Raw genomic sequence first — 18,969 nt, 5'->3', positions numbered from 1 at the left:
AGCCTGCCGCTGGCGTTCAGGACGCGGCTCGACACGATCCCGTTCGCGGATCGTTACCTTCCCGCGCCCCCGGCCGAGCGTGTGAAGGCGTGGGAAGACCGGCTTGAAGGCCTGACCGGCCCCCGCAATCGCCTCCGCGTTGGTCTCGTCTGGTCGGGAAATCCGGATCACAAGAACGACAGCAACCGATCGATGACCCTGCGCACGCTCGCGCCCCTGCTGGAGACCGACGTTCAGTTCGTCAGCCTGCAAAAGGGCATCCGGGACCAGGACCGGGCCTACCTCGGCGAACGTCCTGATATCATCGACCTGACGGACCAGCTCAAGGATTTCACCGATACGGCGGCGCTGTTGTCCTGCCTCGATCTGGTGATCTCGGTCGACACCAGCGTCGTTCACCTGACCGGCGCGCTGGGCGTTCCGGTCTGGACGATGGTGCCGTTCAACCCGGACTGGCGCTGGATGCTCAACCGCGACGACAGCCCTTGGTATCAATCCATGAGGCTGTTCAGGCAAGTGACGCGAGGCGACTGGGTCAGCGTCGTGGACAACGTTCGCCGCGAGCTGGAGGACCTGGTTTCCACGCGGCAGCCGGGAGCACGGCTGCATCAGAGCAAGGCCCTGCCCTCCAAGCCACAGGATGCGGGCCGCGCGAATTCGCTCGGCAGCCTGCTCCAGCAACTCAAGCGCACGGAAGAGGCGGAGCTGCGCGTGCAGCGGGTGCCGAAGCTCGATCCGAAAATCCTGGATGCCGTGAACAGAAGCGGCGAACAGCTGTTCAATCTCGGCCGGTACGCGGAGGCGCTGGAACGCTTCAACGCGGCCGAGAAACTGAACCCGAACTCCGCGGTTCTCTATCAAATGCGCGGCGTTTGCCTCCAGGAGGCGAACCGGTTCGAGGAGGCGGAGGCCGACTACACCAGGTCCATTGCGCTCGACCCCCGCCTGCCGGAAACCCACAACAACCTCGGTTTGCTGTATTCGAGACTTGGCCGGATGGAGCAGGCATTGGCGCAATTCGATCGGGCGCTTGAACTTCGACCGGATTTCACCGCAGTCCTCAACAACAAGGCATTGGCGTTGCTGAAGCTGCAATTGCTGGATGAAGCCTTCGCGACCTTTCGCAGATCCCTGGCGGTCGACCCGCAGCACGCGCCGACGACCTATAATCTGGCCACGCTTCAGCTGCTGACCGGAGACTTCGAGCGAGGCTGGCCTGGGCGCGAAGAGCGCTGGAAGCTTCCCGTCGGCTTGCTCGATCGCGGCTTTTCCCAACCCCTCTGGCGCGGTGACCAGCCGATCGAAGGCAAGACCATATTGCTTCACGCCGACGAGGGATTGGGCGATGCGATCCAGTTCGCGCGCTATGTGCCCATGGTGGCCGCGCTCGGAGCGCGCGTGATCCTGGAGGTCCAGCCTCCGATCCAGCGGCTGCTGGCCGGGGTGCCCGGCGTCGCAAATTGCATCAGCCGCCCGTCCGCAACGTCGCTGGCGTTCGACCTGCACTGTCCGCTTGGAGCCCTGCCCGCCGTGTTCGCGACACGGCTCGGTACGATCCCGTTCGCGAAGTCGTATCTTCCCGCGCCTCCGGCGGCGCGCGTGAACGCCTGGGAAGGCCGGCTCGAGGACCGGCTTGGCCGGCGCAATCGCTTCCGCGTCGGTCTCGTCTGGTCGGGACAACCGGAGCATAAGAACGATCACAACCGATCGATGGCCCTGCGCGCGCTTGCCCCTGTGCTGGATTGCGACGTCCAATTCGTCAGCCTGCAAAAAGGCGTCCGGGATCAGGATCGCGCCTTCCTCGGCGAACGTCCCGACATCGTCGACCTGACGGAACGGCTTACGGATTTCAGCGACACGGCGGCGCTGGTCTGCTGCCTCGACCTGGTGATCTCGGTCGACACCAGCGTCGTTCACCTCGCCGGCGCGCTGGGCGTTCCGGTCTGGACGATGGTGCCTTTCAGCCCGGACTGGCGCTGGCTGCTCAACCGCGACGACAGCCCGTGGTATCGGTCGATGCGGCTGTTCCGGCAACCAGCGCCGGGCGACTGGGCCAGCGTCGTGGATGGCGTTCGCCGCGAGCTGGAGCGCGCGGTCTCCGCGTGGCGCAGCCGCGACAATGCGGATGACGAGGCGATCCCCGCACTTGCACGTCGCCTCACGCCTCCACCCGGTACAGCCGCCAGCGCTCCGGCACGCCCTTGAGCTGATGGACGCCGTGATCCCTGAAGCTGATCGTTGACGGCGACGTCATCAGCTCCTTCACCGCGCTCGACACCAGAACCTCGCCGGCGCGCGCCTTGGCGGCGACGCGGGTGCCGATGTGGAGGGCGAGACCGACCATCTCGCCGCCGCTCATCGAATACTCGCCGGCGTGCAGGCCCACCCTGATGTCGAGGCCGAGGGTGCGCACCGCCTTCTGGATCGCAGTCGCGCAATTGATCCCGGCCGCCGGCACCCTGAACGTCGCCAGCACGCCGTCACCCGTCGTCACGATTTCCTTGCCGCGCGAACTCTTCAGCTCCTTGCGGACGGCGGCGTAATAATGGCCGATGATCTTCGTCCAGCGCGCATCGCCGAGCTTGGCGGCCTTTGCGGTCGACCCGACGATGTCGACGATCAGGATGGTGGCGACAGCCTGTTTGCTGTCCGCGCTTCCGCCGGCCGATCGGGGCCGGTTCGCAATCGGCCCGCTCAGCGGCTCATAGCGATGGCTGCGGCGCCGCGCGATCGCGGCCTTTGCATAATCCTGGGCCCGCTCCGCCGTGCGGCAGCGGATCGTCTTCTCCTGCGGCAAACGCGTCCAATAGACCTTTCGCCCGCTACCCGCGCCCTGGACCTCGACGGCACCCCATTTCAGGAAAATCGTCGAGCCGGCGCGCCTGACGCACCACGCCTTCGACGTGTACCCTGACACGTTCGACTGGTGGACACCGATACGAAGAAATTTCGGCATGACCGCGCGGCAATCGTGAGACCGTTTGAGCTGGCGAGCGTAAAGCGTAGTGGTACACGCTCGCGTTGGCAATACGATCCGCCACGAGCAAGGCCGAAGTGCGGACGACGCAGCGCTTGACGCGTGGGACGAGACCGGCAAATCTGGCCGCATTGCAGGCGCGGCCCGCGTCCCGGTAGACCGTTCGTTTTTCAGACAATGCAATTTTTTCAGACAATGCAATTGAGACACATGCAGTATGCAGAACCGATTTCGATATCGCCCCGAAGCCGCGCTGCTGTCAGCCGCGCTCGCGATCGTCGCCTTGCCCGATACGGCGCGGGCGCAATCCGGAAGCGCAGGCGGCAGCATCGGCAATGACGAAAAGTCGTTGTCCGGCTCGCGCGAGGCGCCGCGGGCAGCCGAGCCTTCGAAACCGGCGCGGCGCAGCAGGCCCGAGGCCGACGCGCCGGGCCGCGCGCCGCAAAGGAGCGGTGGAGGTGGCAATTATGATGGCGCATGGGTTTTGACGAGCGTCGGCAAGACCTGCGCCGGCTCCACCGACACGGTGGTCATCACCAGCGGCAAGATGATCGGGCAATACGGCACTGCTCAGGTCAGTCCGAATGGCGCAACATCCGGAACGGGAGCCGCCGGGGGCCTGAGCTGGACCATGTCCGGCCGATTCTCGGGCCGCAGCGGCTCCGGCACATTCCAGCGATCCGACGGCTGCGTCGGGACCTGGACCGGAGCCAAGCAGTAGAACGGCGCATTGCCGGCGATTGATCACAGAACGGTCGCCAGCACATAGATCAAGACGGCTCCCCCAAGACAACGCCGCCATGGATTCACGCCGCGAACGATCTCGTCGAGCGCCCAGACGACGAGGCCACCCCTGAACACGATATCCAAAGCCATGGCGGGCATGCCTGGCGAAGGCCATAGCCAGCGCAGAACACCGGCCGCAATGACGACCCAGAGAACCAGGTTGGGCGCCTGGGCGATCGTGATCTCACCGGTTTTGCGGTTTCGAAAGAACCATCGCAGGAACTGGGGCATTGCGCCGTTGCTTCTCCGATGGCTCGGCGTTTCGGCCACATCGACAAAGGACGCCGTTGCCGGCGTCCTTTTTTCGGTTGCCGCGCCTATCGGCTGAAGTGCATCGCGCGCCGCTGCGGCGCGTAGGCCCTCATCGGATTGATGCCGCAACCCTCATTGGTGCCGCTCGCGGTGGCCATGCACTGCTGGTAGCTCGAGAATTCGCAATTGCCGGGGTAGCCGGATTGACGGCCTTGCAGGCAATAACTGTCCTGCACACGCTCCGTGGCCGAAGCAGCGGAATATGTTCCGGCGACTGCCAGGGCGGAAACCGCGGCAAGAACTGCGATGGATAAATGACGATGCATGAGATGGCTCCAATTCGGTGATGCCGCGTTCTGCGACACCGTTCCTGGAAGATACGTTCGAGCGGGCGAAGGAGTTCAAACCGGGCGATTAAATCGCCGTCATGTTGCGCGGGCGAAAGGTGCCGCCGACATCGCGCTCAAATAAGGGCCCCGCGATTCGCGGAGCCCTTATGCTGTCTTCGTCTGGACGGTTTACTTCATGTTGCCTGGCGAAGCGCGGGTGCCACCCTGGTCGCTACCCGGGCCGGAACCGCCCTGGCCGGATGCGTCGGGCTGCATGCCGCCCTTGGTCATGTCATTGTTCGTCCCGTTGCTCATGCCGGTGGTGCCCTTGGTCATCGAGCCCTTGTCGGCGTTGTGCATACCGGGCTTCTGCATATTGTCGGATTGCGGCGCGGGGCCGGTCGAGTTCTGGGCGAATGCGGAGCCGCACATCAGGGCGAGAGCGGCGGACGCAATAATGATCTTCTTCATGGAAAACTCCTGGTTCATGTGTGCGAGGACAACGTCGCGCAAAGTGGCCTCGTTCCTAACGAGCCCACGGAGCCGGCCAAACATTCTCCTCGAGAATCCGAAACTTCCGACGCGGCACGCCGTAGCCCGAACGTTTCAGCCGCATGACAGGAATTCAAGCCGCCGACGGCTCCAATCGCATGGGCCGTTGTCCACACGGCGGATAGGAACTGCTGCGCCGGTCGGCCATTGGTGCACGCCGGGTCCCACAACACCGGCACTTTGGCGGCTCCGGCTCTTAGCCCCCCTGCGGAGTCGGAGCCGTCTTGAGGAACCAATCATCGATGGATGAAAGCCTGAGGGTCGTCTTCGCGATCGGCGCCACTGCGGCTGTCGTCGCCGGGGCGTATCTTGCGATCCGGTTCTTCGCCGGCTTTCATTAAGTCCGGCGAATTACACGCTCAGCCCTGAAACGCGAACAGCTCGATCGGATCGCTGAAGCCGCGCACTTCATATCGGCCCACCCGCTCCAGCTCGAACTCCGGCTGCACCAGCTCGGCGAAATCGCGCGACAGCAGCACCGGCCGTCCGACCTGCTTGGTGAGAGCTTCAAGACGCGAGGCCATGTTGACGGCGGGGCCGATCACGGTGAAATCGAGCCGGGTGGTCGAACCGATATTGCCGTACATGACGTCGCCGACATGGACGCCGATGCCGTAATTCAGCGGCGCGCGACCCGTCCCGTTGTTGCGCTCGTTCAGCGCGGCCATGGCCCCCCTCGCCTCGGTCACGGCCTGCAGGAGATTGGCGCAGGCATTGGGCTCATGAAGCGGGAAGATCGCGAGCAGGCCGTCGCCGATGAATTTCAGGATCTCGCCGCCGTGCCGCGCGATCGGCTCCGACATCGCGTCGAAATAGTCGTTGAGGAGATCGATGACGTCGTCGCGCGGCCAGTTGTCGGAGATCTTCGTGAAGTCGCGCAGATCGCAGATCATGATCGCGGCGCGCACCGTGGTGCCGGTGCCGCGCCGGGTCGCCCCGGCCAAAATCAGCTCGCCGGCGTGGGAGCCGACATAGGTTTCCAGCAGGGTTCGCGCCAGGCGATTCTTGATGCGGATTTCGCTGACCAGCGCCAGCACCGGCAGCAGGTTCTTCAGCGCTGCGATATGCGCCTCGTCGAAGCCGCCGGGCCGGTCGGTCGCAAAGGTGACGAGATGGCGCTTGCCGAGCGTGTGGTAGAGCGGCCAGGCGACATAGTCGGTCAGGCCGTTCGCCCGCATCTCGTCATAGAGGGCGTGCCTGCGGCCGAGCGCCGGATCCCGCTCGAGATTCTCGCGCACCTCGCTCGCGCCGTCCTGCATTTCGTTGGCGGGACTGCCGATATACTCGGAACGCTCCCGCACGTCGAAATCGACCCGCGAGATCTCCGCCTCGCGCATGCCGTCCGACCACATGAAGCGGGCCCCCAGCCATTGCGGATGCTGGATCAGGACGTGGAGCGTCGACCGCTTGAGCGGAATGCCCGCCTGCTGGAGGCGGATGCACATCTGCGCAAAGATGTTGTCGATGAAGCGCTCGTCGCGCGTGCCGTTGGTCAGCCAGTGGACGACGCCGTCGGACAGCGTGGCGGGTGGCCTTTCGTCTGGCGCGTTCATATCCTGTCCCTGTGCGGCGGTCTGCATCGACGCGGATATAGTGCGCCGGCCGGCCCGTGCCAACCTGGCCAGTTGCACGGATTGTACGCAAAGGCACGGCCGTCGTGATCTAGCCGGCGACCCGGATCGAGCCCAGCACCACGCACCCCGAGATCAGCGCAAGCCTCGACGCTTCGGTCAGCTCGACCTTCAGCGTGTTGCCGCCGGAGATGACAAACGCCTCGCTATTGAGACGAATGCCGCAATCACCGGAAACCGCGTAGACGAGATGCGTGCCGGCGGACAATGGAAGCTCGCCGGGCTCTCTCAGCGCCACGAGCTCGATTTCCGCCGCACCGCGCCGGGCCATCAAATTCACGACCTCGACGGGACCGGCCTCGAGCTCGGTCACGATCTCCATCTCGCCGGTGAAGCGCACGGTCGTAAAAGGTTCACGCTCATCGAATTCCTGCGTGGGCGATTTCAGCACCAGGCCGCGCCCGGCGATGACCATTTGCAAGCGGTCGATACCCGGCATGTGGGAGAACGGGCCGGGTTCCACGATCGGCGTGGAGGCGAAGCGCCAGAGCAGACTGTCCCAATTCTTCACCGGGCTGCCCGGACGATGGGCATCCGCGATATCTGTGAAAATGCCGCCGCCATTCTTCCAGGGCGAGCGGGTGTAGTCTTCGGATCTGAGCAGCGTGGTTTTCATGTCGTGGAGCTGTCCGGGAGGCATGTGGCCGATATCATCCGCGCATCATGCGCGAGATGGGCCTGTTTTGCCAACGGGTTCGATGAGCGCAAATTTCTCTACTTCGTCGGACAGGGCGCACCGGCCATGCCCCAATCCTCAACGATTTTGCCGAGCTCTTTCGCCGAATAAGGCGGCTTTCGTTCCGACTCGACCGTCCATGCCCAGAGAACCAGAGGCTCCGTCGTGACGTGATGAGCGAGCGCGGCGATCTCGCGATTGCCATTGCTCTCTTTGGCCTTGAACTGCTTGCAGATCTCGGCACTCGATTTGCCGAACCACTGCATCTCGACCGGCGCGAGCTTCCACTCCGCGACGCCCTTACTCGTAGCCCCGGGCGGACCGTGCGGCGTAGCGGAGTTTTGCTTCGAGTGACAGGTCGTGCAGACGAGATAGTTGGCGCCGTCGTCGGCGCCCTTGCCACTGATGTTCATGCCATGCGGCCGCGGCGCGGCTCCGTATTCCGGTCCGGACCACATCGGCACGCGATCGGTTCCGACGTGACAATTGGCGCAGCGCGGGTGCGAGAAGACCTCGTGGATCTTGCCCCAAAGCTCGAGGCCGGGCGTGGAATCCTGGGCCAGCACCTGCGCGGGACCCGCGACCAGCAGGATGGCGAGCGCGTAGCGGATCATTGGCCCCTCCTCTCAGACGAACCTGATCTTGTCATGGCTGATCAGCGGCAGTCGGCGCGCCCGGATCCCGGTCGCGGCGAAGATGGCGTTGGCGAGCGCGGGCGCGGCCGGCGGAACGGCGGGCTCGCCGATGCCGCGGATGTGCGCGAGCCCGGTGGTCTCGAGCGCCTTGACCTCGATCCGCGGCGCCTGATGCAGCCGCATGCCCTCATACTGATGATAGTTGGTCTGAACGGCCTTGCCGTCGGCAAAGGTGAGCTCGGCATTCATCGCGTGCCCGAGCGCCCAGATCACAGCGCCTTCGACCTGGTTTTTCAGATTGTCGGGGTCCAGCACCTTGCCGACCTCGGCCGCGACGCAGACACGATCGATCGTGATGATCCTCCGCTCGCCATCCGGCGTGGCGGTGACCTCGACCACTTCGGCGACGGGCACGCCGAAAGACAGTGTGAACGCAAGACCCCGTCCGCGGTTGGGCCCGAGGTCGCGGCCCCAGTCCGACATCTCCCCGATGGCCTTGAGCACCTCGCTGGACGGCCCGTGCGAGCAGAGCCTGCGCCGCTCCTGGAGCGGATCGGCACCGGCGGCATGGATCAGCTCGTCGAGGAAGCACTCGTGCATGAAGGCGTTGCCGGACGCGCCGACCGATCGCCAGGAACTGACCGGCACGAGTTCCGGCACGCGATAGCCCGTGACGCGGTAGTGCGGAATCCTGAACGGCTGATCCCAGGCCCCGGCGACGATCGCCATGTCGGGTCCCGGTATGGACAGGCTCAAGCGACCGAACTGCGAGGCGACCACGGAAGGAGACGCGATGGCGAGATCGTAGGCATCGACCTGGCGATCCTTCGCAGCTCCGCGCATGCGGGCGACCGCGAGCGGACGCGGGAAGTCGTGCGTCATGTCCTCCTCGCGCGTCCACGTCATCTTGATCGGATGGCCCTGATACGCCATTGCGAGCTCGATGCCCTGACGCACATAGTCGTCCTCCAGGCGGCGACCGAAACTTCCGCCGCACAGCTGTGCGTGAACATGGACGTCGTCGGCGGCAAGCCCGGTCATCTCCCGCGCCGTCTTGACCAGGAACGCCGGAATCTGCGTTCCCGTCCAGATATCGAGGCGGCCGTCCTTGAGCTGGACCACGGCGTTCATCGGCTCGAGCGGCGCATGGGCAAGGTAAGGCACGCGGTATTCGGCCTTGATCACCTTTGCGCCGGCGAGCGCGGCATCGACGTCACCTTCGTTCTTGCAGCGACTGTCGCGGCGTTTCGGGACGAAGGAGGCCTTCACCTTCCTGAACATCGCTGCGCTGCTCGCGGGATAGGGCGCCTTGCCCCACTCGAATTTGATGAGCTTCGCGGCCTGGAAGGCGCGCCAGGTATTGTCGGCGATGACGCCGACGCCGCCCTTGACCGGGACGATCTTGAGGACGCCCCGCGCCTTCGCGGCCAGGGAATCGTCATAGCTCCGCAGCGCGCCGCCGAGATTCGGATTGGCGCAGACCGTGGCGTAGACCATGCCGGGCAGCCGGATGTCGATGCCGAACGTGGCCGTGCCCGTGCACTTGGCGACCATGTCGATCCGCTGCATCGGCTTGCCGAGATAGCGCCAGTCCCTCTCGTCGCGGAGCTTGACGTCAGTCGGCACCGCGATCGTCGCCGCGATCTCGGCAAGCGAGGCATAGCTGAGCGCGCGTCCGCCCGGGACGATCACCGCACCGTCGCGTGTCACCAGCTTGTCCCTGGCAATGCCCGTCTGCGTCTCGGCCGCACGCAGCAGCACCTCGCGCGCGGCGGCGCCGGCGAGGCGAAGCTTGTTGCAGGAATCGGCCACCGTCGACGAGCCGCCGGTCAACTGAAGTCCCAAAAACCTGCCGACACCGTCGCTGATGATTTCTGCGATCGAATCGAGCCGGCCATTGGTGGCGGCAACCGGCAGGCCCTCCCTGATGACCCGGGCGTTGTAATAGACCGAGCTGGGCGCGCCCGGATCGACCTTGATGTCGTTCCAGGCAATGTCCAGCTCTTCGGCGACGAGTGCGGCCTGGATGGAGTACGCGCCCTGGCCGAGATCGGCGCGCGGCGTGATGATGGTGACGCCGTCACGGTCGATCCGCACATAGGGCGTCAGCATGTGCTGGCCCTTCTGCAGGCCGCTGCCGAGGCGCCGGTTCACGCGGAACGGCTCGGTATAGTAGAAGCCGAAGACGAGACCGCCGGCCACGCCGGCCGCTCCGAGCAGCGCGAGGCGCCGCGTGATCGTACCGGCGCGGCTCACGGCCTTTGTCCTTGCAGTTTCGCGGCTGCGCTCTTGATGGCGGCGCGGATGCGCATGTAGGTGCCACAACGGCAGAGATTGGCCGACATCGCGTGGTTGATATGATCGTCGAGATCCGCGTCGGACAGCGGCGGCTTTCCCGCCACCTTGTCGTGCAGCAGCGCCGCCGCGGCCATGATCTGCCCGGGCTGACAATAGCCGCACTGCGCCACCTGATGCTCGATCCACGCCGCCTGCACCGCATGCAGCGCCTGCGGCGTTCCGAGCCCCCGGATCGTAGTCACTTTGGCGCCCTCGGCGACATCACCGATCCGAAGCGAGCACGACCGCACGGGCCGATCGTCGACATACACCGTGCAGGCTCCGCACATCGCGATGCCGCAACCATATTTCGGACCGGTGGCGCCTACTTCGTCGCGCAGCACCCACAACAGGGGCATGTCGCCTTCGACATCCACTTTGTGCGGCTCTCCGTCGACCCAGATCACGCGCATGACGGCTCCGGAAAACAAATGGTTCTGACGAAATCGATCGCCGGGCAGCCGGCGCTGTCTCAACTTAAGGCTTCAATATGCCGCCATTGTCGCGCGGGAAAGCCGCCAAGGCAAGGCGCAGTCCAGGGTCTTTCGCGCTGAATTCACGCTGCGGTCACGGTCGCGCCGTCGCCCTGAGGACGCGGACCCGGATTTCGCTTGCGCTCCATCCGGGCTGCACGGCCACAGGTGCCTTACTCGCCCTTGCCGGCCTTCAGCTTCGGCAGCGTCTCGACGATCTTCTGCTTGCCGTCGATGATCTCGGCGAGGAAGCTGGCGCGGTCGATGTCACCGTTCTGGTCCCAGCTGGCTTCCATCAGCATGCCGGGCGCCTTGTCGGGCGTCAGCGTCAGGCCCTTCATCGCCGCGCCGAAGGCCTTGCTGTCGAACTTGCCGATTTTTTCGGTGACGTATTTGACGAGATAGACCGCGGTATAGCCCTTGATGCCGTTGTGGTCGGGCCGGTATTTGAAGCGCGCGCTGAACTTGTTGGTGAACGCCTCGATCGCCGGCACCGGCGCATCGGCGGACAAGCCGACATGGCCGCGCACGCCGTTGGCGGCGGGGCCGGCGAGCTCGACCACCTTCTGGCTCAGCAGCGTGGTCTCGCCGAACAGCGGCGTTGCGATACCCTGCCGCTTCGCCTCGATCAGGAAGCGCGCGCTCTCCTCCTCGTTGGTGTAGACAAAGATCGCGTCGGCCCTGGCGCTCTTGAGCTTGATGACGTCCGAGCCGAAATCGACCTGGCCCTGCTCGGTGGAGATGTCAGCTGCGATCTCGATATTGCGCGCCTTCATCTCCTTGACGAAATTGTCGCGGCCGCCCTTGCCGAAATCGTTGTTGACCCACACCACCGCGACCGTCTTCACCTTGAGCTTGTCGTGCAGATAGTTGGCGATCTTCGGCATCGAAAACTGCTGGCCGAAGGCGGTGCGGAACACGAAGGGATTGCCCTGCGTGGTGATGTCGGCGGCCTCGGCGCCGACGATCTGCGGGATCTCGGCTTGTTGCGTCAGCGCCATGTTGACCTTGACCGAGCCGGAATAGATCGGCCCGAGCACGACATAGGGATCCTTGTCCAACACCTTCTGCACCTGTGCGCGCGAGATGCCGGGATTGCTCTGGGTGTCCAGATGCTCGGTCTGGATCTTGCGGCCCAGAATGCCGCCGGCATTGTTGATCTCGTCGACGGCGAGCGCGACGCCGTCGCGCCAGTTGGTGCCGGACACCGCGCCGGGTCCGGAGAGCTCGATCACGTCGGGGATATAGACCGTGGTCTGCGCCTGCGCGACGCTCGCCCACAGCGATGCGGCAATCGCGATGCCGACCGGCCCTGTAAAGTGCCTCATGACGTTCTCCCTCCCGTTTTGTGTTATCTTGTTGTGTCCGCCGCCTCGTCGAAGCCGAGCAGCCTCGCCGGCGTTCGCCATAACAGGCGATGCTGATCGCCAGGATCCGGAAACAGCTTTGTCAGCACCGCGAGCAACGGGCCGTAATCCAGCCGCTCCGGCGCGCGCAGGAACGGATAGTCCGAGCCCCAGACGCAGCGGTCGAGCGTGAAGGCCTCGACCAGCGCGGCGATGAACGGCCAAGTGTCGTTGTAGGGATGCGGCTGCTGCGAGAACTTGTAATAACCGGACAGCTTGACGTGCGCGTCGCGTTCGCGGCCGACGGCCAGCAGCGCCTGGAAGGCCTTGCCCTGCAATCCTTGCGCGACCGAGGGACGGCCGCAATGGTCGAACACCAGAGCTACGTCCGATTTTTCGATCAGTGGCAGCAGATCGAGCAACTGGTCCTGCTCGACCTGAATCTGGAGGAACAGGTCGAGGCTGGTCAGCTTCTCCAGCAGTGGCGCGGCCTTAAGATAATAGTCGGCGCCGTGGAACGGCACGTTGAAGGCGACGCCGATCACGCCGGCCGCCTTCAACCGTTCGAGCTCTTCGATCTCGACGTCGTTCTCGACGACGGCAACGCCCCTGAAACGGCCGCCGCCCTGCCTCAAGGTGTCGAGCAGGATGCGGCTGTCGCTGCCATAGCCGGTGTTGGTGGCGACGACGAGCGCGTGGCGGACATCAAAGGCGTCGAACACCCGGATCAGCTGGGCTGCGGGCGCAATCTCCTGCCCGCTCGGCCGGTACGGGGTGTCGGCAGCGTAGGGAAAGCGGACGGGATCGATGGCGTGGATGTGGCAGTCGATCCTGGGGGACGCCGGTAGTGTCATGGCGCAAAGCTCCCCGGTGTTCGTATCAGAACGTTGCCTCAATGGCCTTGATCAGTTCGGGCGTCACGTCGGGCATGACACCGAACCAGGCCTTGAAGGCGAGCCGGGCCTGGTTGAGCAGCAGGCCGAGTCCGTTCACGGTGACGCAACCGCGCGCGCGGGCCTCGGCCAGGAACGGCGTTTCCAGCGGCGTGTAGATCAGGTCGGCGGTGAGCGTCGTGGGCTTCAGCTGCGACAGATCGATCTCCAGCGCGTCCTTGCCGACCATGCCGCGATCGGTGCAGTTGACGAGCAGGGCGACATCGCTGAGCGCGGCGCCGCGATCGTCCCACGCAACGGTGCTGATGGCGGAACCGAATTCCTTCGCGATCGCCTGCGCTTTCTCCGCCGTGCGATTGGCGATGCGGATCTCGCGCGCGCCATTTTCGAGCAGCGCCACGACGACCGCGCGTGAGGCGCCGCCTGCGCCGAGCAGCAGGATCGGCCCCGCATCGCCGCGCCAGTCGGCCCTGGCATCGCGCAGGCTCTGCACAAAGCCGTTGCCGTCATTGTTGAAGCCGGAGAGCGTGCCGTCCGCTTCGACCACGATGGTGTTGACGGCGCCGATGCGCCTCGCGGTCTCGTTGACGTGGTCGAGCAGCGGCATCGCCGTCTGCTTGTGCGGCATGGTGACGTTGCAGCCGCGGAAGCCGAGCGCGATCAGCCCGTCGAGCGCATCCTCCAGCCGCTCCGGCTTCACCGCCAGCGGCACATAGGAGCCGCGGATGCCGTGCGCCTTCAGCCAGTAATTGTGGATGACCGGCGAGCGCGAATGGGCGACCGGCATGCCGATCACGCCCGCCAGTCCGAATCCGTCCTGCGACATGCTGCGCTTCCCGTCCCGAACCGCGCCCCTTCGGCGCGCGACCATGTTATTTGGTCATTTGTCCAATTTTATTATGCGGAACGGCTACTGGTTGCAATCTGAATCTCGGATGGGACCGGGCAAAACAGGACCGGCGCAATGCGCCTGCAATGGCAGACTCATGCGGACCACTCGGTGCTCACCTCGGGGCTATTTTGCCGTCAACGCGGCGATCGGGCGCCACGCCGCATCGGGCGCGGCGTCAACAAGCTTCCGGCAGCGGTCGCGCATCAGTTCGGCCGGACGATCGTGGCTTCGCACGCTCAGGACGGCCTCGAAATCGGCGAGCGCGGCGGCAAACCGCCGCGCGCGGTAGTTGGCGAGACCGCGCTCGTAATCCGCGATCCAACCCGCCGCCATCGCGCCGTCATCCAAGATCCCGATGAGTTCGTGGACGGCGAGCCCCTCTTCCCGCCCGTAGACCGCGATGCTGTCGACCTCACGGGTGACGACGGCGCCACGCGCGAGACGTTCGGTCGTCTCGCCGATCAGGATATGCGTTCCATAGGATTTGTTGGCGCCTTCGAGCCGGCTCGCGACGTTCACGGCATCCCCGATCACTGTATAGTTCAGCCGCAGCTCCGAGCCGATATTGCCGACCAGCATGCGGCCGGAGTTGATGCCGATGCGGATCTGGAGCGGCTGGCCGATATCGTCTGCCAAGCCGGATTGTTCGATCGCCCTGCGGCAGGCCAGCGCCGCGCGGCAGCACCGCGCCGCGTGATCCTCTTGCGGCTGCGGCGCACCCCAGAACGCCATGACGGCGTCGCCGATGAACTTGTCGATGGTCCCGCCATTGGCAACGATGATCTCCGACGAGAGGTCGAGATAGCGTGACAGCAGCGGCACGACACGGTCGCCGAGCCGCTCCGACAGTCCGGTGAAGCCGGCGATGTCGATGAACATCACGCTGAGCTCCTGAATGCTACCGCCGGGCCGCGCCTCGACGCCCTGGCGCAACAGCGCGCGGACGAGATCGGCCGGGATGAATTTGCGGAACGCGGACAGACCGGACGCCATCTCGGCGATGGCACCCGACAGGCTGGCAATCTCCTTGAGCCGCGACGGATGGCGGCGGACCTGTTCCAGCGCAAACGCCTCGACATGGCGAAGCTCGCCAACGACGCGCGACAGCGGCGCGGCAATGACGGAGCGCGCCAGCATGGCCGAGGCCAATGCCGCCAGCACGGAACCGATGGCAAGGCCGACGATCAGCCGCCGCAGCGTCGTCTCGACGGGCCCGAGAAATTCGGCTTCAGGGATCACGGTCGCGAGCGACCAGCCGGGAAACGGCAAAGGTGTCAGCGCGAACTCGTAAGCCGCGCCGCCTGAAATGAGCCGGCTCCGCCAGGCCTCCTTGCGGCCGGCCTCGCCCGCCGCGTCGAGCGCGACGCGCGCGAGCGGAAGCAGCCTGGTGTCGCCGCGGGCCGGATGCAGCTCGTCGGCATCCTTGTCGGGCGCTGCGACGAGCTCGCCGCTACCATCGACGATGAACGCCGTTCCCGTACGCCCGACCTCGAGCTGCGACAGGAAGCGCGCAAGCCTTGTATGTTCGATCACGACGGCAAGAACGCCCTGCCGCTCCTGATAGACGTCGATCGGGCCGGCAAAGGCAATCGACGGCCGCTCGCCGGTCGGATGGTCCATCACCCTGAACCATTGCGGCTCTTCGGCGGTGAGCCCGGCCTTGAACCAGGCCTGACCGGCGACGCGGAAATCGGTCGGCTCGAAGCGGCGATTGGCGAATTCGATATCGCCGGGCACCACGTCATATTCATCGACGCGACGCTGTCCGGGATGATCGGTCAGCGAGATCTCCATCATCTCCAGCCGGCGGTCGCCGAGCTTGTGCGCGGCGAAGAACGACCCGTCGGGCCAGCCAAAGGCGACCCAGGAGATCGTCGCCTGCGACTGCAATTGCGAGAGAAACACGAACTCGCGCTTGTCGGCCTCGCGGGTGTCGAGCACGTTCTGGAGGAACAGGGTGCGGATCGCGGTGTGCGCGGCGCGTGCCTCGTCGACGATGGCCGCGACCTCCTTGCGCACCGCCGCCACGATCTGCTCGTTGATGGTGGAAGCGAGCTGCCGGCTCGTCGCCTCCGCCGTGCGCCACCACAGCAGGCTGGAGAGCGACGCCGTCAGCAGGATCGCTGCCAGGACCAGCGTGGATATTGCGAGGCGGATGCTGACCGTCAGCCTTGCGATCGCGTGAAGCTGCTCGGGGAAGACCTTCATCGCCAATTCCGCCCTGTGGCTGGCTCGCCTGATAGCTCTACGTCGCGTGCGCCCGTTCGTTACCGCTCGCAGATGCCGGCGGCTGCATCCAATGCCCTCCGGCTAACGTCTCGATAGCGCCAAGGCATTGGATTTGAGCGACCGCCTGGCGCTAATCCTGGCCCCAAGCGTACCGCGCGTGCGCCTCATTCGACCGCCTCACGAACTCGTGAGCCGCCCGATTGGTAACGCGGGCAACGAACGAGGCGAACGGGACAATGCGCCTTCGCTTTGCCAAGCGATGCAATCTTGAACAGGAGAACACCGATGTCTGCCAAACACGCCATCACCACGCTCGCTCTCGCCGGCGCCATCTCGACCGCGCTCGCGACCCTCGCCGCCGCCGCCCCGCTGACCAAGGCCGAGGCCGAGGCCGCCGTCGCCGCCAAGAAGGAGAAGTGTTTTGGCGTCGCACTGAAAGGCCAGAACGATTGCGCCGCGGGCCCGGGCACGACCTGCCAGGGCACCTCGACCGTCGACTTCCAGGGCAATGCCTGGAAATTCGTCCAGGGCGGCACGTGCACCAGCATCGACCTGCCCGGCGGCAAGAAGGGTTCTCTGAAGCCGGTCTGACGCCGGCCAGCCGACGCGCCTCGCCAACAGGACAAAGCGGAGAAGCATCATGATCAAGGCCATCAAGCCGGCCACCGTGCCGCTCCGCTTTTCGCTTCCGATCGGCGGCGTTGCCGGGACCAGCTTCAAGCCTGAACATCTCGCTGCGATGCTGGAGGCCGGCCCGCAAGCCGGCTTCTTCGAGGTGCACGCCGAGAACTACATGGGTGCGGGCGGCCCGCCGCATCGCGCGCTGGAGACGATCCGCCGCGACCACCCGCTGTCCCTGCACGGCGTCTGCATGTCGATCGGCGGACCGCAGCCGCTCGACAAGGCGCATCTGGCGCGTTTCCGCAGCCTCGTCGCACGTTATCAGCCCGCACTCGTCTCCGAGCATCTGGCCTGGTCGACGCATGAAACCAGCTTCTTCAACGACCTGCTGCCGCTGCCCTATACCGAGGCCACACTGGCCTGCGTCTGCGATCACATCGAGCAGGTGCAGGAGGCGATCCGCCGGCCGCTGCTGCTGGAGAATCCGTCGACCTATGTGACCTTCCGCGAATCCGCGATGAGCGAGACCGATTTCATTCGCGCGGTCGTGGCGCGCACCGGCTGCGGCCTGCTGCTGGACATCAACAACGTGTTCGTGTCCGCGACCAATCACGGCTTCTCCGCGCTCGACTATCTCGCCGATTTTCCGCTTGGTCATGTCGGAGAGATTCACCTTGCCGGCCACGCCGAGCAGACCGACGATGACGGCAATCTTCTCCTGATCGACAGCCATGATGGCCCGGTCGCCGATGCCGTGTGGAAACTGTTCGAAATCATCGTGACGCGCCGCGGCCCCGTGCCGACGCTGATCGAATGGGACAGCAACATCCCGGACTGGCCGGTCCTGCGTGAGGAGGCGGCTGCCGCGCAAAACATCCTCGATCGTTGCAAGCCCGCTGCAAGCGCGGAGGATCGCCGTGCAGCCTGAAGCTGACCCTGGCTTTGCGGCAGCCTTTGCGCCGGGGCTGCTCGATCCTGCGCGCGAGGTGCCCTCAGCCGTGGCCGGCCTGAACGGCAAGCCAGCGGGCCGGCGCTATGACGTCTATCGCAACAACGTCACGGTCAGCCTGGTCGACGCGCTGGCCGCGATCTATCCGGCGGTGCAGCGCATCACCGGCACCGATTTCTTCCGCGCCATGGCGCGCGTCCATGTCCGCAGCACGCCGCCGACCTCTCCGCTGCTGTTCGACTATGGGCGCAACTTCCCGGATTTCGTCGAGACCTACCAGCATGCGCGAGACCTGCCCTGGCTCGGCGACGTCGCCCGCATCGAGCGCGCCTGGCTCGATGCCTATCATGCCGCGGATGCACCGCCGCTGTCGCCGGCGCAGCTGTCCGCAATTGCACCGGACCAGCTCAGCCATCTCGTTTTCTTGCCGCATCCAGCGGCGCAGATCGTGCTCTCTCAATATTCAGCCGTGACGATCTTCGCCGCCAACCGCGACAGCGCACCTGCGGCCCGCATCGACGCTTCCGCGCCGGAGGACGCGCTCATCACCCGGCCCGGATTCGACGTCGCTGTGCGACACCTTCCGCCCGGCGGCGCCGTCTTCGCCGCTTACCTGATGTGCGGCCAAACGCTCGGCGCAGCCGCGGCGAACGCATTCTTTGCATCCGCCGAATTCGACATCGCCGCCAACATCGCAGGCTTGATCGATGCCGGCGCTTTCACCTCAATCGCTTTTGGAGATGCAGAATGATCACGGACCAGCGCATGCCCGCAAGCAGCAGCCTTCCACCGCTCGGACTGCTGGTCGACAGGGCCAATCATCTGGTGCAGACGATTGCCGTGCCGTCGATCGTTCAGCTCGTGCTGCGCGTGGCGCTTGCGGTGCCGTTCTGGCGTTCCGGCATTCTCAAATGGGGCGGCTTTCTCCGGCTCAACGACACCGCGGTGACGCTGTTCAGCGACGAGTTCATGCTGCATCTGCCCGGCGGGCCCTATCATTTCCCGGTACCGACGGTGATGGCCTTCCTGTCGGGATGCGGAGAGATCATGTTTCCGATCCTGCTGGTGCTGGGCCTCGGCACGAGGTTCGCCGGGCTCGGGTTGCTGTTCATGACCCTGATCGTCGAGCTCACCGTACCCGACGGCTGGCCGATCCATCTCACCTGGGCGGCGATGGCGCTGGCCCTCATGGCTTACGGGCCCGGCAACATCTCGCTCGACCATCTGATCTGTCGCGCGCGATCGCAGGTGCGATAGACCCCCTTTTGTGTCCGCAAGCACGCCGTCATCCTGAGGTGCGCGCCCTTGCGCGCCTCGAAGGATGACGGCGGTGGGTGTGGTGGATGCCTGTAGCCCGGATGGAGCGCAGCGCAATCCGGGGCGATCTTCCG

Annotated in this window: 19 protein-coding genes; 6 read left to right on the top strand and 13 right to left on the bottom strand. The window is 65.3% G+C overall.

Annotated features, from left to right (window positions below):
* The coding region (locus tag PMI42_RS31715) for a tetratricopeptide repeat protein (RefSeq protein WP_008142550.1) at nucleotides 1-2,205 on the top strand (2,205 nt) is incomplete at its 5' end.
* Here PMI42_RS31715 and PMI42_RS31710 read toward each other — a convergent pair.
* Nucleotides 2,159-2,956: an adenylate/guanylate cyclase domain-containing protein gene (locus PMI42_RS31710; protein ID WP_008142548.1), complete on the bottom strand. Its 798-nt coding sequence runs from the start codon at nucleotides 2,954-2,956 to the stop codon at nucleotides 2,159-2,161. The genes PMI42_RS31715 and PMI42_RS31710 overlap by 47 nt on opposite strands.
* A gap of 238 nt (nucleotides 2,957-3,194) precedes the next feature.
* Here PMI42_RS31710 and PMI42_RS31705 point away from each other — a divergent pair, with 238 nt between their 5' ends.
* The gene (locus PMI42_RS31705; RefSeq protein ID WP_008142546.1) at nucleotides 3,195-3,698 is read left to right on the top strand and encodes a hypothetical protein; all 504 of its coding nucleotides are present in this window, start codon (nucleotides 3,195-3,197) and stop codon (nucleotides 3,696-3,698) included.
* 23 nt (nucleotides 3,699-3,721) lie between these two features.
* On the opposite strand, the gene PMI42_RS31700 is transcribed toward PMI42_RS31705, so the two are convergent.
* The 12 genes from PMI42_RS31700 to PMI42_RS31645 form a co-directional block, all read right to left on the bottom strand.
* The gene (locus PMI42_RS31700; protein ID WP_008142543.1) at nucleotides 3,722-3,994 is read right to left on the bottom strand and encodes a hypothetical protein; all 273 of its coding nucleotides are present in this window, start codon (nucleotides 3,992-3,994) and stop codon (nucleotides 3,722-3,724) included.
* An 86-nt stretch (nucleotides 3,995-4,080) separates the two neighbouring features.
* Complete coding sequence (locus PMI42_RS31695; protein ID WP_008142542.1) at nucleotides 4,081-4,341, bottom strand: DUF3551 domain-containing protein; 261 nt, start codon at nucleotides 4,339-4,341, stop codon at nucleotides 4,081-4,083.
* Nucleotides 4,342-4,533: 192 nt separating this feature from the next.
* Nucleotides 4,534-4,815, bottom strand: a complete 282-nt coding sequence (locus PMI42_RS31690; RefSeq protein ID WP_008142540.1) for a hypothetical protein — start codon at nucleotides 4,813-4,815, stop codon at nucleotides 4,534-4,536.
* Between the two features lie 440 nt (nucleotides 4,816-5,255).
* On the bottom strand, nucleotides 5,256-6,449 hold the full coding sequence (locus PMI42_RS31685; RefSeq protein ID WP_008142538.1) for an adenylate/guanylate cyclase domain-containing protein: 1,194 nt from the start codon (nucleotides 6,447-6,449) through the stop codon (nucleotides 5,256-5,258).
* A gap of 109 nt (nucleotides 6,450-6,558) precedes the next feature.
* Nucleotides 6,559-7,143, bottom strand: a complete 585-nt coding sequence (locus PMI42_RS31680) for a HutD/Ves family protein (RefSeq protein WP_008142537.1) — start codon at nucleotides 7,141-7,143, stop codon at nucleotides 6,559-6,561.
* A gap of 98 nt (nucleotides 7,144-7,241) precedes the next feature.
* A complete protein-coding gene (locus tag PMI42_RS31675) occupies nucleotides 7,242-7,817 on the bottom strand; it encodes a hypothetical protein (RefSeq protein WP_008142536.1) in 576 nt (191 codons plus the stop codon).
* Nucleotides 7,818-7,829: 12 nt separating this feature from the next.
* The gene (locus PMI42_RS31670) at nucleotides 7,830-10,094 is read right to left on the bottom strand and encodes a xanthine dehydrogenase family protein molybdopterin-binding subunit (protein WP_008142535.1); all 2,265 of its coding nucleotides are present in this window, start codon (nucleotides 10,092-10,094) and stop codon (nucleotides 7,830-7,832) included.
* Nucleotides 10,091-10,588: a (2Fe-2S)-binding protein gene (locus tag PMI42_RS31665; protein WP_008142534.1), complete on the bottom strand. Its 498-nt coding sequence runs from the start codon at nucleotides 10,586-10,588 to the stop codon at nucleotides 10,091-10,093. The genes PMI42_RS31670 and PMI42_RS31665 overlap by 4 nt, the downstream gene beginning before the upstream one ends.
* A 233-nt stretch (nucleotides 10,589-10,821) precedes the next feature.
* Nucleotides 10,822-11,976: an ABC transporter substrate-binding protein gene (locus PMI42_RS31660; RefSeq protein ID WP_008142532.1), complete on the bottom strand. Its 1,155-nt coding sequence runs from the start codon at nucleotides 11,974-11,976 to the stop codon at nucleotides 10,822-10,824.
* Nucleotides 11,977-11,999: 23 nt separating this feature from the next.
* Complete coding sequence (locus tag PMI42_RS31655) at nucleotides 12,000-12,848, bottom strand: amidohydrolase family protein (protein WP_008142530.1); 849 nt, start codon at nucleotides 12,846-12,848, stop codon at nucleotides 12,000-12,002.
* A gap of 25 nt (nucleotides 12,849-12,873) precedes the next feature.
* The gene (locus PMI42_RS31650) at nucleotides 12,874-13,713 is read right to left on the bottom strand and encodes a shikimate dehydrogenase (protein WP_008142528.1); all 840 of its coding nucleotides are present in this window, start codon (nucleotides 13,711-13,713) and stop codon (nucleotides 12,874-12,876) included.
* 189 nt (nucleotides 13,714-13,902) lie between these two features.
* A complete protein-coding gene (locus PMI42_RS31645) occupies nucleotides 13,903-15,987 on the bottom strand; it encodes an adenylate/guanylate cyclase domain-containing protein (protein WP_008142526.1) in 2,085 nt (694 codons plus the stop codon).
* A gap of 306 nt (nucleotides 15,988-16,293) precedes the next feature.
* Between PMI42_RS31645 and PMI42_RS31640 the strand changes: the two genes are divergently transcribed.
* Genes PMI42_RS31640 through PMI42_RS31625 form a run of 4 tightly spaced genes read left to right on the top strand, consistent with a single transcriptional unit; the run spans nucleotide 16,294 to nucleotide 18,835 of the window.
* Nucleotides 16,294-16,599: a BufA1 family periplasmic bufferin-type metallophore gene (locus PMI42_RS31640; RefSeq protein WP_008142523.1), complete on the top strand. Its 306-nt coding sequence runs from the start codon at nucleotides 16,294-16,296 to the stop codon at nucleotides 16,597-16,599.
* A gap of 49 nt (nucleotides 16,600-16,648) precedes the next feature.
* Nucleotides 16,649-17,557, top strand: a complete 909-nt coding sequence (bufB, locus tag PMI42_RS31635; protein WP_008142521.1) for an MNIO family bufferin maturase — start codon at nucleotides 16,649-16,651, stop codon at nucleotides 17,555-17,557.
* Nucleotides 17,547-18,329 (top strand): HvfC/BufC N-terminal domain-containing protein, encoded by a 783-nt coding sequence (locus PMI42_RS31630; protein WP_008142518.1) that lies wholly within the window; start codon nucleotides 17,547-17,549, stop codon nucleotides 18,327-18,329. Before bufB ends, PMI42_RS31630 begins: the two co-directional genes overlap by 11 nt.
* Nucleotides 18,326-18,835, top strand: a complete 510-nt coding sequence (locus PMI42_RS31625) for a DoxX family protein (RefSeq protein ID WP_008142516.1) — start codon at nucleotides 18,326-18,328, stop codon at nucleotides 18,833-18,835. The genes PMI42_RS31630 and PMI42_RS31625 overlap by 4 nt, the downstream gene beginning before the upstream one ends.
* Nucleotides 18,836-18,969 lie beyond the last annotated feature (134 nt).

It is taken from the genome of Bradyrhizobium sp. YR681, from assembly GCF_000282615.1.
Taxonomy (GTDB): Bacteria; Pseudomonadota; Alphaproteobacteria; order Rhizobiales; family Xanthobacteraceae; genus Bradyrhizobium.
Note: the sequence above shows the minus strand (reverse complement) of the source record. Positions and strands in the feature narration are given on the sequence as shown.

What these genes read in the sequence shown, in the direction of transcription:
- PMI42_RS31710 (WP_008142548.1), bottom strand. Translation starts at nt 2,956, where the DNA reads ATGCCGAAATTTCTTCGTATCGGTGTCCACCAGTCGAACGTGTCAGGG.
- PMI42_RS31705 (WP_008142546.1), top strand. Translation starts at nt 3,195, where the DNA reads ATGCAGAACCGATTTCGATATCGCCCCGAAGCCGCGCTGCTGTCAGCC.
- PMI42_RS31700 (WP_008142543.1), bottom strand. Translation starts at nt 3,994, where the DNA reads ATGCCCCAGTTCCTGCGATGGTTCTTTCGAAACCGCAAAACCGGTGAG.
- PMI42_RS31695 (WP_008142542.1), bottom strand. Translation starts at nt 4,341, where the DNA reads ATGCATCGTCATTTATCCATCGCAGTTCTTGCCGCGGTTTCCGCCCTG.
- PMI42_RS31690 (WP_008142540.1), bottom strand. Translation starts at nt 4,815, where the DNA reads ATGAAGAAGATCATTATTGCGTCCGCCGCTCTCGCCCTGATGTGCGGC.
- PMI42_RS31685 (WP_008142538.1), bottom strand. Translation starts at nt 6,449, where the DNA reads ATGAACGCGCCAGACGAAAGGCCACCCGCCACGCTGTCCGACGGCGTC.
- PMI42_RS31680 (WP_008142537.1), bottom strand. Translation starts at nt 7,143, where the DNA reads ATGAAAACCACGCTGCTCAGATCCGAAGACTACACCCGCTCGCCCTGG.
- PMI42_RS31675 (WP_008142536.1), bottom strand. Translation starts at nt 7,817, where the DNA reads ATGATCCGCTACGCGCTCGCCATCCTGCTGGTCGCGGGTCCCGCGCAG.
- PMI42_RS31665 (WP_008142534.1), bottom strand. Translation starts at nt 10,588, where the DNA reads ATGCGCGTGATCTGGGTCGACGGAGAGCCGCACAAAGTGGATGTCGAA.
- PMI42_RS31660 (WP_008142532.1), bottom strand. Translation starts at nt 11,976, where the DNA reads ATGAGGCACTTTACAGGGCCGGTCGGCATCGCGATTGCCGCATCGCTG.
- PMI42_RS31655 (WP_008142530.1), bottom strand. Translation starts at nt 12,848, where the DNA reads ATGACACTACCGGCGTCCCCCAGGATCGACTGCCACATCCACGCCATC.
- PMI42_RS31650 (WP_008142528.1), bottom strand. Translation starts at nt 13,713, where the DNA reads ATGTCGCAGGACGGATTCGGACTGGCGGGCGTGATCGGCATGCCGGTC.
- PMI42_RS31645 (WP_008142526.1), bottom strand. Translation starts at nt 15,987, where the DNA reads ATGAAGGTCTTCCCCGAGCAGCTTCACGCGATCGCAAGGCTGACGGTC.
- PMI42_RS31640 (WP_008142523.1), top strand. Translation starts at nt 16,294, where the DNA reads ATGTCTGCCAAACACGCCATCACCACGCTCGCTCTCGCCGGCGCCATC.
- bufB (WP_008142521.1), top strand. Translation starts at nt 16,649, where the DNA reads ATGATCAAGGCCATCAAGCCGGCCACCGTGCCGCTCCGCTTTTCGCTT.
- PMI42_RS31625 (WP_008142516.1), top strand. Translation starts at nt 18,326, where the DNA reads ATGATCACGGACCAGCGCATGCCCGCAAGCAGCAGCCTTCCACCGCTC.